The sequence below is a fragment of the Nonomuraea sp. NPDC049141 genome, from assembly GCF_040648415.1.
GTDB lineage: Bacteria > Actinomycetota > Actinomycetes > Streptosporangiales > Streptosporangiaceae > Nonomuraea.
Genome location: NZ_JBEZDR010000026.1, coordinates 15094 through 29470, shown reverse-complemented (window position 1 = coordinate 29470; position 14377 = coordinate 15094). Strand labels below are relative to the sequence as shown.

Here is a 14377-nt window from a genome sequence, read left to right as displayed (position 1 = left end):
CATACCGCCCGGTTGGTATGGTCGCCCTGTTGAAGCCTGAACCGCCCGGCAAGCTGGAGGCCGCGATGACTCAGAACTGGGGCATGACGATCCCGTTCAACGACCGTTCACTGGCGGACTCGCAGGAGCTGATCGCGGAGCTGCCCGGCTTGGGCTACACCGACGCGTGGTCGGCCGAGGTCAACGGTGTCGACGGGTTCGTGCCGCTGGCCATGGCCGCGCAGTGGGCGCCGGGGATCCGGCTCGGCAGCGCGATCGTGCCGGTGTTCACGCGCGGCCCGGCGCTGCTCGCGATGCAGGCCGCCACGCTGGCCGACCTGGCGCCCGGCCGGTTCGTGCTCGGCATCGGCTCCTCCTCCCCGGCGATCGTGGAGCGGTGGAACGCGGTCGAGTTCGCCAAGCCGTACGCGCGTACCCGCGACACCCTGCGCTTCCTCAAGGCGGCGCTGACGGGCGAGAAGGTGTCGGAGCGGTACGAGACGTTCGAGATCAAGGGGTTCAAGCTGGAGCGGGCGCCGAAGATCCCGCCGAAGGTCGTGCTGGCGGCGCTGCGGCCCCGGATGCTGCGCCTGGCCGCCGAGGAGGCGGACGGCGCGATCACCAACTGGCTCTCGCCCGACGACGTGCGGAAGGTACGGGCCGAGATCGGCGACACCGAGCTGATCGCCCGCCTGTTCGTCTGCGTGAGCGAGGACACCGACAAGGTACGCGCGCTGGCCCGCTGGATGCTCGCCGCCTACCTCACCGTGCCGGCCTACGCCGCCTTCCACGACTGGCTCGGCCGGGGCGAGGTGCTGCGGCCGATGCACGAGGCGTGGGCGGCCGGCGACCGGCAGGCCGCGCTGAAGTCGATCCCGGACGAGGTGGTCGACGCGCTGGTCATCCACGGCGACGCGGCGACCTGCCGGGCCAGGATCCAGGAGTACGTGGACAACGGCCTCGACACACCCGTGCTCGCGCCCATCCCGGGCGGCGAGGTGACCATCACGCAGGCTGTCCGCGACCTGGCCCCCACGGCCTGACCCAGGAGGATGCGGTGGACGACGTACTGAGGTGGGACGCGACGGAGCAAGCCAGGGCCGTCCGCGACGGGCGGGTGTCCCCGCGCGAGCTGGTCGAGGCGGCGATCGCCAAGATCGAGGCGCACGACGGCGAACTCAACGCGGTGGTCAGCCGGCGGTTCGAGCGGGCACTGGCCGAGCTCGACGCCATCCCCGCCGGCGCGCCGTTCCGCGGCGTGCCGATCCTGCTGAAGGACCTGGGCTGGCCCCAGGCGGGCGAGCCGTACAGCGCGGGTTCGCGGACGCTCGACGGCGTCGTGGTCAAGGAGGACGGGCACGGCACGGCCAGGTTGCGGGCCGCGGGGTTCGTGGTGCTGGGGCGTACCAACACTCCCGAGTTCGGCAGCACGATCACCACCGAGCCCGTCGCGTTCGGGCCCACGCGGAACCCGTACGACCCGGACTACTCCGCGGGCGGATCGAGCGGCGGGTCGGCGGCGGCGGTCGCGGCCGGGATGGTCGCGCTCGCCACGGCCAGCGACGGCGGCGGCTCGATCCGCATCCCCGCGTCCCTGTGCGGGCTGGTGGGGCTCAAACCGACGCGCGGGCGCTCCAGTGTGGGACCGGCAGCCGGAGAGGGCTGGAGCGGCTTCTCGTGCCAGGGATTCGTCAGCAGGAGCGTGCGCGACACCGCGGCGGCGCTCGACCTCGTGTCCGGCTACGTGCAGGGTGACCCCTACGACGCCCCACGCCTGCCGAGGCCGCTCGCCGAGGAGGTGGGCGAGGATCCGGGACGGCTGCGCGTCGGCTTCGTCTCCACGCACCCCAGAGGCGACGTGCCGGCGCCGCCCGAGCTGACCGAGGCGGTCGACGTGGCCGCCGCCCTGCTGGAGGCGCTCGGCCACGACGTGGCCCCCGGCTGGCCCGAGGCGCTCGGTGACCATGGCTTCCCCGCCCGCTTCGGCGCGATCGTGTCGGACAACCTGGCCGCGGAGATCGAGAACGTCGGCGTCTGGCGCGGCAAGCCGGTCGAGCTGGACGAGCTGGAGCCGCGCAACGCCGCCATGGTCGGCGCCGGGCGCGGGCACAGCGCCGCCGACCACATCCTGGCCACCCAGTGGATCGACGGCTTCCGCCGGCGGATGGCCGCGTGGTGGAGTGCGGGGTACGACCTGCTGCTGATGCCGTCTCTCGGCGTCGAGCCGTTCCCGCTCGGGTGGATCCCGCCGGACGACCTCAGCACCGCGTTCGGCAGGACCGCGCACGCCGTCGCCTACACCGCGCCGGTCAACGCCACGGGCCAGCCCTCGATCTCGCTGCCGCTGCACAGGACCGCTTCGGGCCTGCCGGTGGGCGTCCAGCTGGTGGCCGCGGCCGGACGGGAGGACCTGTTGGTCAGGGTCGCGGCGCAGATCGAGGCCGCCCGGCCGTTCGAGCATGCAGCCGTACGCTGATCTCCGGGAACTCGGCCCCCACGATGACGCGTTATGTCGTGAGAGGCCAGGGTATGGAGAGCGACATGATGGCTAAGGCAGGACGGGCTGCAGCGGCCTGGCGTACGTATCGCGAAGTGAGCAAGCCCGGCACGCCGGGCTTGATGGTCAGGTTACGAGCGATCCCGCGGATGATCGGCGCCGTGATGCGCGGTCAGTACGCGGGCATGGGCAAGAGCAAGCTGGCCCTGATGGGGTTCGGCGTGGTCTACATGATCTCGCCGATCGACCTGGTGCCGGACTTCCTCGTGCTCATCGGAGTCGTGGACGACTTCGGGGTCTTCCTCTGGCTGCTCTCCTCGCTGCTCGGCGAGAGCGGGCGCTACGTGGACTGGGAGCGCGAGGTCATCCAGGGAAGGGTCCAGGGCAAGCTCGACGGTTAGATCTCCTCCATCCGGAGCCAGGCACGTGACGGCAGCGGGTGGCCGAACAGCCGGGCCGCGTTGCCGTAGGCGACCCTGGCGATGTCGGCGGGCGGGAGCGTGCCGAGGTTCTGGGCCACCGCCTGCTGGGTGTCGGGCCAGGTCGAGTCGGAGTGCGGGTAGCCGCTCTCCTGCAGCACGTGGTCGAGCCCGACCGCCAGGCGCACTCCCGACAGGGCCTGGTCGTTGAGGGTGCCGAAGTAGAAGTTGCGGCGCAGCACCTCGCTGGGCTTGAGGCCGCCGTCCCACTGCGCCTCGCCCGCCACGGGGTGGTCGAGCGCGTAGTCGGCCCGCGCGGCCAGCATCGGCAGCCAGGCCACGCCGCCCTCGACGATGAGGATGCGCAGGTTGGGGAAGCGCAGCGGGAGCCCCGACCAGAGCCAGTCGGCGCAGGCGAACATCGCGCTGGTCGGCATCAGCGTGGTGATCGCCTCGATGGGCGTGTCGGGCGAGGGCACCGGCGACCAGCTGGAGCCCCCGGTGTGCAGGCAGACGACGGTCCCGGTCTCCTCGCACGCGGCGAAGAACGGGTCCCAGTGGCCGCTGTGGATCGACGGCAGCCGCAGGCGGGTCGGGAACTCGGGGAAGATCACGGCCTTGAAGCCACGGGCCGCGTTGGCCCTGATCTCCTTGGCGGCGAGGTCGGGGTCGGGCAGCCAGGGCAGTTGCAGGCCGATCATGCGCTCGGGGTAGGTGCCCGCCCAGACGTCGATGTGCCAGTCGTTCCACGCCTTGACCAGGGCCAGGCCGAGCTCCTGGTCGCGGGTCCTGGCGAACGGCATGCCCGCCTGGCCGGCCAGCATGCCGGGGAAGCAGAGCGCCGCCCAGATGCCGGCCAGGTCCATGTCGTCGATGCGGGCCTCGATGTCGTGGCAACCGGGACGCATGTGCTCGAACCTGACCGGATCGAGCGTCCACTGCTCGCGTGGCAGGCCGGCGCCCACATCCAGGCCGGCGCACGGGTATGTGGCGCCCGCGTACCGCCAGACTTGGTGACCGCCCTCCGTCTCCACGACCTTGGGCGCGACCTCGGCGTATTTCTCCGCGAGCCGGCCCTCGAAGAGGTCTGGCGGCTCGATCAGGTGATCGTCGGCGGAGATGATCACATAGTCGCGCCGCCTCGGATCCGGGTCGGGTAGCAGCGGCGTAGTCACGCAGGTAACCGTACGACGGCCGCATAACGTCGAACAAGCTGCGACGTCTCCGTTGGGTATCCACTCGGCCCGAGGACCCGGGATCGCCGGGAGGGGGATGTGGCGACCCCGGGCCATGAGGTCCGCTTTGCGAGGCTGCTGCCCTGCGAACCCCGATGCCGCCTACCCTGCGGAGATCGGATCAGTCCCGGAGAGAAGACTCTTCTGGAGTTCTACGATGGTCCCCGCTCCGACCTGCAGGATATCGGTGCAGTACTTCCCGACCGAGCCGTGCCGGGCGGCCAGATCGGCGAGGAACAACCGCATCGCCTCGGCCGGCGCCGCTCCGAAACCGGGCCACCGGGCGACGTTCGGATTCCTGCGCTGCCAGCTCGCGATGAAACGCTCGGTGGCCAGGCCCGTCAGCGCGTAGTCGTCGATGATGTCCTCGTCGGCCACGCCCACGAGGCTCAGGATGAGCGCGGTGAGCAGGCCGGTGCGGTCCTTGCCCGCCGCGCAGTGCACGACGACGGGCGCGCTGCCGGACCGGGAGATCGTCTCGATGGCGGTGCGGAGGTTGCGCACGCCGTCCTCGGTCACTTCGAGGTAGCGGTCGGCGAGGTAGCGCGCGACGTCCAGCCGGTCGTCGTAGGCGGTGAGGTCCCAGCGGCGGCCCTCGATGGGCAGGTTGCGGTAGTCGAGCCCGTCGGACTCGGGCACCCGGCCGTTCTTCTCCACCTCGAAGGGGTGGCGCAGGTCGATGACGGTCCGCACATTGAGGGTCTGGAACGTGACGAGATCGTCTCCCGCCAGCCAGCCAAGAGAGTCGGCCCGATAAAGCCGCTGCCACCGGACGGTCCGCCCGTCCCTCGCGGGATACCCACCTACGTCACGGAAATTGTGGATATTGGCGAACTCAATGTGGCGGATCACCCGATCTACCTTAAGTGCTGGGCGCGCGGACTTCCTGGACCGGCGCGTCCTCCTCGGCCTTCCTGTCAGCCACTTCGCGCCGGATGAGCAGGAACCAGCCGCCTACGGCCACGCCGATGAACAGCCACCACTGCACGCCGTACGCGAGGTTGAGGCCGCCTCCGGCGCCCACGTCGGGCGCGGGCACCGGCACGGGCGCGGCCGCCGACTCCGGCTGCTGCTTCATCAGGTCCACATAACCGCCCACGAGCTGGTACGGGAGCGCCTTGCCTATTTTTCCGGTGTCGATGAGCAACACCTGGCCGGCCGGCAGACCGGCGCGGTCCTTGATCCCGGCCGTCTCCTCGGTCTCGCTGAGACGTAGCCTTCCGGTGACAGTTACCTGACCTGTCGGCGGCGGAGGTACCTCGGGGGGCGCGTCGGCGGTGGCCCCGGCCTTCACCCATCCCCGGTTGACGAGCACGGCCTTGCCAGGACCGGTGACCAGCGGGGTCAGCACGTAGAAGCCCAGCTGGCCCTCCTGGGGCCGTCTGCGCACCACCAGCGCGTGAGCCGCGTCATAGCTCCCCGACGCCGTGACCGCTCTGAACCGGTCCGACTCCTTCAGCCCCTGGCTCACCAGGCTCTCGACGGGCACGGGATCGGCCGCCAGGTTCGCGGTGACCTGTGTGCTGTTGGCGGAGCGCTCCTCGAACCGTCCGAACTGCCACCGGCCCAGAAACACGAAGGCCGGGATCACCAGCAGCACCACGATGTGGAGCGCGATCCAGCGGGGCGTGAGCAGGAACCGGTACACCCCTCAAGCCTAGGCACCCAGGCCGATGCTCCTTCACCTGGCTCGGTCCGCCGGAAAGTGACCTAATCGCAATCTGGTCGAAACTCTTACCGAAAGCCACTTCATCGCGTACGGTCGGGATTCGTCCCCTGAGCTCCCCTCTCCAGAGAGCGCCTCAAAAGCCATATGACCGTGCTTGCCGCGCCGTCCGATGCGCCCGCGTTCGAGCTGCCCCGGTTCGGCCGTATGGTGCGCCATGCCGTGCCCCGCGTGCTCGAGGGCATGATCCTGCCCGTCGCCGTCTTCTACGTCGGGATGATCATTTCCGGGATCACCGGCGGGATCGTGGTGGCCGTGGCCTGGGTGTACGCGGGGGTGGTCTGGCGGCTGGCCAGGCGCCGGGCGGTGCCGGGGGCGGTGCTGCTGGCCGCGGGCACGGTCACCGTCAGGGCGGTGCTGGCCCTGCTGTCCGGGAGCGCGGTGATCTTCTTCCTGCAGCCGACCCTGGGCGTCTTCTGCGCCAGTGCCGGGTTCCTGGCGACGGCCCGGGTACGCAGGCCGCTGGCGCAGCGGGTGGCGGAGGATCTCGTGCCGCTGCCGGAGCACGTGATCGAGCGGCCGGTGATGCGGCGCTTCTTCGCCAGGCAGTCGCTCGTGTGGGGATGCGCGCAGCTCGGCAACGCCTCGCTCAGCCTCTGGCTGCTGCTCAGCCAGACGATCCAGACGTACCTGATCGTGCGCACCACGGCCGTCGCGGTGCTGCTGTCGGGGGCGGCGCTTCTGACGCTGATCGACTTCCGGCTCTGCCTGCGCGCCCTCCAGCGCGACGCCTGAGGGGCTACGCGGTCTTCAGTTCGGCGCCCGAGCCGGGCAGGGCCGTCACCTCGCGGGGCCCCGCGACCTCGTGGCCCTCGGCGCAGCGGAAGTGCTGCTCGATGAGCCCGCCGCAGTCGCGGTGGGTCAGCACCACGGGTGGGCCGTCGTCGGCCAGGTATTTGTCGCCCCACTGCATGAGCGCCACGAGCAGGGGATAGAGGTCGAGCCCCTTCTCGGTGAGCCGGTATTCGTCGCGCTGGCGCTGGCCGGGCTCGCGATAGGGCTCCTTGCGCAGCAAGCCCTCGTCGACCAGCCGCGTCAGCCGCGCGCTGAGCACCTGCCGCGGCGCGCCGGTGGCCACCTGCATGTCGGCGAACCTGCGTACGCCGCGGAACGCCTCGCGCAGCACGAGGAAGGTCCACTTCTCGCCAACGATGTCCAGGGTGCGCTCGATGGAGCAGTTGTTCACCTGGAAAGCCAACTTCATGCGTCACATCATACCTGAGTTCAATTGACAGACCCAGGCGAAGAAGAGGAAGCTGAGTCTATGTTCGGAACTCAGATCCGGCCCGCCCGGCCCGACGACGACGAGCGGATCCGGCGCTTCCTCACCCGGTTGTCGCTGCACACCCAGAGCCTGCGGTTCTTCACCGGGCTCAGCACCCCGGCCGCCAGCCTGGTGCGTGTGCTCATCGCCGTGGACGAGCGCAGGGACGCCCTGGTCGCCACCCTGGAGGGCGAGATCATCGGCCACGCCATGAGCTACCGGGGCGGTGCAACGGACATCGAGATCGCCGTCGTGGTCGCCGACGAGTGGCAGGGCAAGGGGCTCGGGCCGCACCTGATCAACACGCTGCTGTTCAGGGCCGCGGTGCGGGGGGCGAAGACGGTCGGCATGGACGTGCTGGGCGAGAACAGGCGGGTGCTCCGGATGATCCGCAGGCTCTGGCCCGACGCCCAGATGAAGGTGACTTCCGGGTCGGTCGCGGTGACCGCTATGATCCAACAGGCGGGGGTATTTGCGGAACAAGGTTCTGGTGCTACACCATTGACAGTGTGAAGAGTGCCAAGAACGGACGCGACGGGCGCACCCGCATCATCGAAGGTGCCCTGCGCCGATTCAGCCAGGACGGGGTGTCGGCCACCACGCTGGCCAGCCTCCGCGAGGAGAGCGGTGTAAGCGTCGGCAGCTTCTACCACCACTTCGCCAGCAAGGAACACGTATTCGGCGTCCTGTACGCCGAGATCCTCGCCGCCTACCAGGCGGCCTTCCTCACCGAACTGGTCAACCACCAGGAGGCCCGCGACGGCATCGAGGCCGTTGTCGCCCTCCACATGCGCTGGGCCGGCGAGCACCCGGAGCGGGCGAGGCTGCTGGTCAGCGAGCGCCCGCCGCGGAAGACCGAGCCGGGCGGCGCCGAGGTGGCGGAGGCCAGGCGGGCCTTCTTCCGTCAGGTGTCCGACTGGTGGCGGCCGCATATGAAGAACGGCCAGCTCCAGGTCGTGCACCCGACCATGTGCTACGTGCTGTGGCTCGGACCGGCGCAGGAGATGTGCCGGCTGTGGTTCGCCGGCGCCCACACGCCGACGGAGGAAGAGATCAAAGGCCTCGGTGAGGCCGCCTGGCAGAGCCTGCGCCAGCGCTAGAGACCGCCCTGATCCGGGACGGCACCCGCCAGCAGGCAGCGTCGAGCGAGATGTCGAGCCGCAGGTCGCCACGCTGCCTGCGCAGTCCCGGCACGCGCACCCGGGCGTGCACGTCGAACCGGCCCCGGCAGGGGTAGCCGAATCCCAGCTCTCCTGGCAGCACGCGCAGGTCGTCGCGGTTGCCGCAGTTGGGGCAGGTCCACGAGACGAGGTCGAGCCCGCGGTTGTAGTCGGAGCAGGCGCGGAAGTAGTCGTCGGGCCAGAAACGGGACTCGCAGGCCAGGCAAGGGATCTGCATGGATCCGCTCCTCTTCGAACGTGGGTCTCCTTAGAGGTATCGTTCGCCGCTTGCAAACGGCTTGGATGTTTCGGTAACAGTATGATTACTGTAGGTATCGGATCATGCGCGGGATTCTGCGGTGAAAGGATGGCCTCGTGGAACGACTGCGCGATCACCTCCTCGAGACCGGCTACACGATTGACGGCGTCCGCGACCGGCTGGGGGCCATGGCGGCCTCGGCCCTGTCCCGCGAGGAGCTGGTCCCGGCTCTGCGCGCCACGGCCGACGACGACCCGCTGGCCGCCCTGATCCGGCTCTGGTGGCTCGGTGCCGACGTCCCGGCCGCGCGGTTCCCGGCCACGGTTCTCGAAGACGCCTGCGCATCGGGCCTGGTCGCCGCCGACAGTGACCGCGTACGGGCCACCGTGCATCTCCAGCCCTGGGAGACCGGCGGCTACGTCGTCTCCGACCGCAAGGTGCGGCCCGGAGGTCCGGCCCTGCGCCCCGACCACGTGGTGGGGGCGGGCGGCGCCTCGGCCAACCTGGCCCAGCTCGTCACCCGCCGCCCGGTCCATCGGGCCCTCGACCTCGGTACGGGCTGCGGCGTGCAGGTGCTGCACCTGGCGGACCGCGTCGATGAGATCGTGGCCACCGACCTCAACCCGCGCGCGTTGGAGCTGGCCCGGCTGAGCTGGCGGCTGTCCGGGATCGACGGCGTGGACGCCCGCGCCGGCTCTCTGTTCGAGCCGGTCGAGGGGGAGCTGTTCGACCTCGTCGTCTCCAACCCGCCGTTCGTCATCTCACCCGGCGGCGAGCTGACCTATCGCGAAACGGGCGCCGACGGCGACGCGTTCTGCCGCGACCTCGTACGGCAGACGCCCCGCTTCCTCAATCCGGGCGGCCAGGCCCACTTCCTGGCCAACTGGCTGCACGTCGAGGACGAGGACTGGCGCGACCGCGTCGGCGGCTGGCTCGGCGAGACCGGCTGCGACGCCTGGGTGGTCCAGCGGGACGTGCAGGACCCGGCCGAATATGTCGAGCTGTGGCTGAGAGACGCCGCCGTGCAGGGCACCCCCGGCTACACCGCGCACTACGACCGCTGGCTGGCCTGGTTCGAGGAGCACAAGGTGCGGGGCATCGGCTTCGGCTGGATCACCATGCGCAACGCGGGCACCCTGGACCCGGTGGTCCGCGTGGAGCAGCTCACCCATCAGGTCACGCTGCCCGTCGGCGACTACGTCGACGGCGTGCTCGACTCCATCGCGACCGCCCACCGGGTGCGCTTCCTCGACTCGGCGCACCTGCGGACCGTGGCGGGCCTGCTGGACGAGCGCGTCGGCCTGCCCGGCGCGGAAGACCCCATGCGCATCGTGCTGCGCCAGACGGACGGCCTGCGCCGCAGCAGGGAGGTCGGCACCGTCGAGGCGGCCCTGGCGGGCGTCTGCGACGGCGACCTCGCGCTCGGCCCGCTGCTCAACGTCATCGCCGAGCTGGTCGGCGACGGCGAGATCCTGCACCCCGACGCCATCCGGCCGCTGATCGCCGAGGGTTATTTCCTGCTTTGATCGCCCGTTGATCGGATGTTGACCGCCCGGGTGGAGGCTTCTCACCAAGACACGAGCCCGGGGGGTTCGAGGCTCGTGTCGGGTCCGGCCGGTCGTCGATGTGAGGCGGCTAGCCGTTACGCGGAGCATCCGGAAAACCGGGCCCCCTAGCGACGCGTGACGGTCAGATGACCGGCCGGGCTAGCAATCGCGGCACTGTATGGATCACGGGGGCTCCGTGACTCCCAAAGGGACAGCCTTGATCAACCATGTGTGGATGACACGTCTGGACGACGAGCTGTACTCAGAGCTCGACGACGGGCTCGACAACGGGATCAGCATCACCGACAGCGGGATCGACGACCGGGGTGTCGCCGAGGCGGGCCCTGAGGTCCTCCGCCTCAGGAGCGCCGAGCATCGAGAAGATCTCGAAGGCCTGCCGTAGGCAGTCCAGGCTCCTCGTGGCGCTGCCCATGCCCTTGAGCGCCTCTCCGAGCACCATCAGTGAGAGTGCCTCGCCATAGGGATGGCCGATCTCCCTCGACACCACCAGGGCCTGCTCGGCATGCCGTACGGCATCGGGGTAGCGCCCCGCGGCGATGAACGTCTCGGCGAGCCGCGAGCAGACCCGCTGCTCCCACACGCGCTGCTTGCTGGCGCGGAAGAAGGCCAGGCACTCGGCGTGGTGGTGGACGGCCTCGGCGATGCGGCCCACCCGGGACAGGACGATGCCCAGGTGGTAGCGGGCGCGGGCGGTGCCGGCGCCGCTGCCGATCTCGGTGAAGATGGCCAGGCCCTTCTCCGCCGCGGCGATCGCGTCCTCAGGTCGGCCGAGGCCGAGGTGGTCGCGGGCCGAGTAGCTGAGCACGAGCGCCTCGCCGGCCGGTACGCCGTTCTCGCGGTACCAGCGCATGGCCGAGTCGAACCACGTCAGCGCCTCGGCGTGGCGGCGCTGCCGGCCCACGACGACGGCCAGCGCGTTCATCACCTCACCGGTGACGACCTTCTCCCCGCGCTCGACCGACAGCTCGTGCACGATCCTGAACTGCTCCTCGGCCTGCCTGAGCCGGTTGCTGGCGAACAGCACGCGGCCGAGCACGTAGCGGGCGCGCAGCTCGCTGCCGGTGTCGCCGATGCGCTTGGCGGTGGCCAGCACGGCCCGCGTGCCCTGGTCGAACTCGCGGGTGTGGGTGCCGGACTCCAGCAGCGGCTCCATGGCCACCAACAGGTCGCCGGCGGGCAGCAGCGGCTCCGGGGCGCGGGCGGTGGCGGCGGCCTGGTTGATCGCGGCGAACAGCGAGTCGCCCTCGGCGACCAGCCAGGCGACGGCCTCGCCGACGGAGTTGAACGACAGCCCGCTGCCGTCCACCTGGAGGTTGTCCGCGATCATGCTGCCCTCGTAGGCCAGCCGGTGCGCCGACTGGGCGGAGGCCAGGTAGAACCCGAGCAGCCGGCGCAGCGCCATCGTGCGGGCCTGCGGCCGTTCGGTCTTCTCCAGCGTCCGGCGGGCGAACAGCTTGAGCAGGTCGTGGAAGCGGTAGCGGCCCGGCGCGGGCGCCTCCAGCAGGCTGGCGTCGACCAGCGACTCCAGCAGGTCCTCGGTGTCGAACACGCTCGCCGACAGCACGGCCGCCGCCGCTCCGACCGAGATGTCGGGCCCGTTGGGCAGCGACAGCAGCCGGAACGCGCGGGACTGGGCGGTGTCCAGATGCCCGTAGCCGAGCGCGAACGTGGCCTCGACCGCGAGGTTGCCCACGCGCATCTCATCCAGGCGGCGCTGCTCGTCGGCCAGCCGGGGCACCAGCGAGGCGACCGTCCACGAGGGCCGCGCGGCCAGCCTGGCCGCCACGATCCGTACGGCCAGCGGCAGGAACCCGCAGGCGGCGACCACGTCCATGGCGGCGTCACGCTCGGCCGCCACCCGCGCGGCCCCGGCCACCGAGGCGAACAGCGTCAGCGCCTCGTCCGGCTCCATCACATCCAGGTCGAACAGCCGGGCAGAGGGCAGGTCGGCCAGCTTGTGGCGGCTGGTGACGATGGCCGCGCAGCCCGGCGAGCCCGGCAGCAGCGGGCTGACCTGCTCGGCGTCGTGGGCGTTGTCGAGCAGCACGAGGATGCGCCGCTCGGCGAGCAGCGACCGGAAGAGCGCCGACCGCTCGGCCAGGCGCTCGGGGATGACGTCGGACGGGACGCCCAGCGCGCGCAGGAAGGCGCCCAGGGCCGATTCGGGGCCGGTCGCCTCGTCGGTGTAGCCGCGCAGGTCGGCGTAGAGCTGGCCGTCGGGGAACAGGTCGCCGGCGGCGTGCGCCACGTGCACGGCCAGGGTGGTCTTGCCCACCCCGCCGATCCCGCAGATCGCGGCCACCGGCACGCCCTCGGCGGCCGACTGCGAGGCCAGCAGCGTACGCAGCCGCCCGGCGATCTCCATACGCCCGGTGAAGTCGTTCACGGCGGCGGGCAGCTGTGCGGGACGCGGCAGGTGGAGCGTCGGCTCCTCCTCTTCCCGCGGCCCCTCCTCCTCGGCCACCTCGGCGACGGTCAGCGTGGGGTCGGCGGCCAGGATGCGCTGGTGCAGCGTGGTCAGCTCGGGGCCGGGCTCGATGCCCAGCTCCTCGATCAGCGCCTCGCGCGTCTCGGTGAAGACGGCCAGCGCGTCGCCCTGCCGGCCGCATCGGTAGTAGGCCAGCATGAGCTGGGCGCGCAGGCGCTCACGCAGCGGGTGCTCGGCGGTCAGCGCGATCAGCTCGGAGACGACCGCGGCGTGCTCGCCCAGCTCCAGGTCCAGGTCCATGAGCGTCTCGACCACGCTGATCCGGCGCTCGACCAGCCGGTCGCGCTGATGCTCGGCGTACGGCCCGACGGCTCCGGCCAGCGGCTCGCCCTCGAACAGCGACAGCGCGGCCCGCAGAGCCTGGGCGGCCTCACGTGGCTTGCCGGCCCGGCGCGCGGCCTCGGCCTCGTGGGTGACGCGCTCGAACCGGGTCAGGTCAAGGGATCCTTCGGGCAGTCGCAGCGCGTACCCGCGGCCGACGGAGGTCAGCAGCTCGGGTCGCGAGCGGGCGGCCCTGCCGGGCTCCAGGACGGTGCGCAGCCGGGAGACGTACGTACGCAGGGCGCCGAGGGCGCGCGGCGGCGCTTCCTCACCCCAGACCGCGTCGATCATCTCGGTCGGAGTCACCGCACGACCCTCCCGCAGGAGCAGCATGGCGAGAATGGAACGCTGCAGTGGAGTGCCCAGGTCGACTTCCTTGCCATCGCGCCACGCGCGGACGGGACCGAGCACGGCGAACCTCAGCTCGCCTTCGAAGCTCTGACCAGCCATGTCGCCTGTCTCCAACGCAATGGAAAGATTTGTTACCAAATGATAGGTCCATCCTTGCCCAACACATAGGCATCCGCCCATTCGTTAACCGAAGCGTTGATCGGTCGTTAATCGAGTGTTGAGTCGGGCGATGGATCCTGAGAGTCAGCAGCGACATGGCCCCAATTACACGGGGGCGGCCATGACCCTGGCATATATACGCAAGACACAGGCCCCGCCGTACGGCGGGGCCTTGGCGGACGGTGCTTATGCTGCTTCGGCGAGGCCGAGCCTCTGGGCCAGACGTTCTCGAATCCCGGGCCATTCAGAGTTCAGGATCGAGTAGAACGCCGTATCTCGGACGGTGTCATCGGCGCCCCTGCATTCCGCCCGGCGTATCCCGTCGAAATGCGCGCCCAAGGCGGCTATGGCGGCCAGCGACCTGTTGTTGCGGACGTCTGACTTGAGCGTGATGCGGTGGACGTTCCACGTCTCGAAGGCGTGCGAGAGCATCAGGAACTTGCTCTCCCGGTTCGCACCCGTGCCCTGGGCGGACGCGCCCAGCCAGGTGTATCCGATGTCGGCCACGGACGGGACCTCGCCCACCGCGCCCCGCGTACCCGGCGGCCAGGGCATGGGGCCCTGCCAGTACTCCAGGTGCATAAGACGGGTGGCACCGACGACTCGGTCGGTGTGTAGCCACCGGACGGCGAAGGGCAGCGTGCGGCCCTCCGCCTGCTCAGCCAGCGCGGCCTCCACATAGGAGACCATCTCGTCCCGGCTGGCCGGGACACGGGTGAAGGCATACGTGGAGCGGTCTTCACTCGCCGCGGCGACGAGGTCGTCGATCACCGCGAGGCTGAGAGGTTCCAGGCGCACGAGGCGCCCGGACAGGGTGACAAGAGCGGGCATGAGCACATGATGGAGGCTGCTTGGTATGCCGGAGAACAGCTCTCGTCCAGCATTCTTTGCAGCTTGTTGCAACCCGGGTGTTTATGCAGCTCAGCGGGCCGATTGCGGGGTCACCGCACC

The 14377-nt window shown here is 70.5% G+C and carries 14 protein-coding genes; 7 read left to right on the top strand and 7 right to left on the bottom strand.

What is annotated here, in order from left to right:
- Positions 1-65 precede the first annotated feature (65 nt).
- The 3 genes from AB0B91_RS51540 to AB0B91_RS51530 all read left to right on the top strand — a co-directional run bounded on the left by AB0B91_RS51540 (position 66) and on the right by AB0B91_RS51530 (position 2877).
- Entirely contained in the window at positions 66-1022 is a 957-nt protein-coding gene (locus AB0B91_RS51540) for an LLM class F420-dependent oxidoreductase (RefSeq protein ID WP_358338337.1), read from the top strand.
- 14 nt (positions 1023-1036) lie between these two features.
- Positions 1037-2455, top strand: a complete 1419-nt coding sequence (locus AB0B91_RS51535) for an amidase (RefSeq protein ID WP_358337906.1) — start codon at positions 1037-1039, stop codon at positions 2453-2455.
- 65 nt (positions 2456-2520) lie between these two features.
- Positions 2521-2877 carry a YkvA family protein gene (locus tag AB0B91_RS51530; RefSeq protein WP_358337904.1) on the top strand — a complete coding sequence of 119 codons (357 nt, stop codon included), beginning with the start codon at positions 2521-2523 and terminating at the stop codon, positions 2875-2877.
- Here AB0B91_RS51530 and AB0B91_RS51525 read toward each other — a convergent pair.
- From AB0B91_RS51525 to AB0B91_RS51515, 3 genes are all read right to left on the bottom strand, one after another.
- Positions 2874-4070 carry an amidohydrolase family protein gene (locus AB0B91_RS51525; RefSeq protein ID WP_358337901.1) on the bottom strand — a complete coding sequence of 399 codons (1197 nt, stop codon included), beginning with the start codon at positions 4068-4070 and terminating at the stop codon, positions 2874-2876. The genes AB0B91_RS51530 and AB0B91_RS51525 overlap by 4 nt on opposite strands.
- Positions 4071-4232: 162 nt before the next feature.
- Entirely contained in the window at positions 4233-4982 is a 750-nt protein-coding gene (locus tag AB0B91_RS51520; protein ID WP_358337899.1) for a tyrosine-protein phosphatase, read from the bottom strand.
- 10 nt (positions 4983-4992) lie between these two features.
- Positions 4993-5778, bottom strand: coding sequence for an SURF1 family protein (locus AB0B91_RS51515; RefSeq protein WP_358337896.1), 786 nt, complete (start codon positions 5776-5778; stop codon positions 4993-4995).
- Between the two features lie 165 nt (positions 5779-5943).
- On the opposite strand from AB0B91_RS51515, the gene AB0B91_RS51510 reads away from it, so the two are divergent.
- Entirely contained in the window at positions 5944-6591 is a 648-nt protein-coding gene (locus tag AB0B91_RS51510) for a VC0807 family protein (RefSeq protein WP_358337893.1), read from the top strand.
- A gap of 4 nt (positions 6592-6595) precedes the next feature.
- Here AB0B91_RS51510 and AB0B91_RS51505 read toward each other — a convergent pair whose 3' ends face one another.
- Positions 6596-7060, bottom strand: coding sequence for a helix-turn-helix domain-containing protein (locus AB0B91_RS51505; RefSeq protein WP_358337890.1), 465 nt, complete (start codon positions 7058-7060; stop codon positions 6596-6598).
- A 60-nt stretch (positions 7061-7120) separates the two neighbouring features.
- On the opposite strand from AB0B91_RS51505, the gene AB0B91_RS51500 reads away from it, so the two are divergent.
- Both AB0B91_RS51500 and AB0B91_RS51495 read left to right on the top strand, forming a co-directional pair.
- On the top strand, positions 7121-7633 hold the full coding sequence (locus AB0B91_RS51500) for a GNAT family N-acetyltransferase (RefSeq protein WP_358337888.1): 513 nt from the start codon (positions 7121-7123) through the stop codon (positions 7631-7633).
- The gene (locus tag AB0B91_RS51495) at positions 7630-8220 is read left to right on the top strand and encodes a TetR/AcrR family transcriptional regulator (protein ID WP_358337885.1); all 591 of its coding nucleotides are present in this window, start codon (positions 7630-7632) and stop codon (positions 8218-8220) included. Before AB0B91_RS51500 ends, AB0B91_RS51495 begins: the two co-directional genes overlap by 4 nt.
- Here AB0B91_RS51495 and AB0B91_RS51490 read toward each other — a convergent pair.
- The gene (locus tag AB0B91_RS51490; protein ID WP_358337882.1) at positions 8174-8518 is read right to left on the bottom strand and encodes a hypothetical protein; all 345 of its coding nucleotides are present in this window, start codon (positions 8516-8518) and stop codon (positions 8174-8176) included. The genes AB0B91_RS51495 and AB0B91_RS51490 overlap by 47 nt on opposite strands.
- A gap of 137 nt (positions 8519-8655) precedes the next feature.
- Between AB0B91_RS51490 and AB0B91_RS51485 the strand changes: the two genes are divergently transcribed.
- Entirely contained in the window at positions 8656-10065 is a 1410-nt protein-coding gene (locus tag AB0B91_RS51485) for a class I SAM-dependent methyltransferase (protein WP_358337879.1), read from the top strand.
- Positions 10066-10348: 283 nt separating this feature from the next.
- Here AB0B91_RS51485 and AB0B91_RS51480 read toward each other — a convergent pair whose 3' ends face one another.
- Complete coding sequence (locus AB0B91_RS51480; protein WP_358337876.1) at positions 10349-13366, bottom strand: BTAD domain-containing putative transcriptional regulator; 3018 nt, start codon at positions 13364-13366, stop codon at positions 10349-10351.
- A 246-nt stretch (positions 13367-13612) separates the two neighbouring features.
- Positions 13613-14257 carry a GNAT family protein gene (locus AB0B91_RS51475; protein WP_358337873.1) on the bottom strand — a complete coding sequence of 215 codons (645 nt, stop codon included), beginning with the start codon at positions 14255-14257 and terminating at the stop codon, positions 13613-13615.
- Positions 14258-14377: the final 120 nt, after the last annotated feature.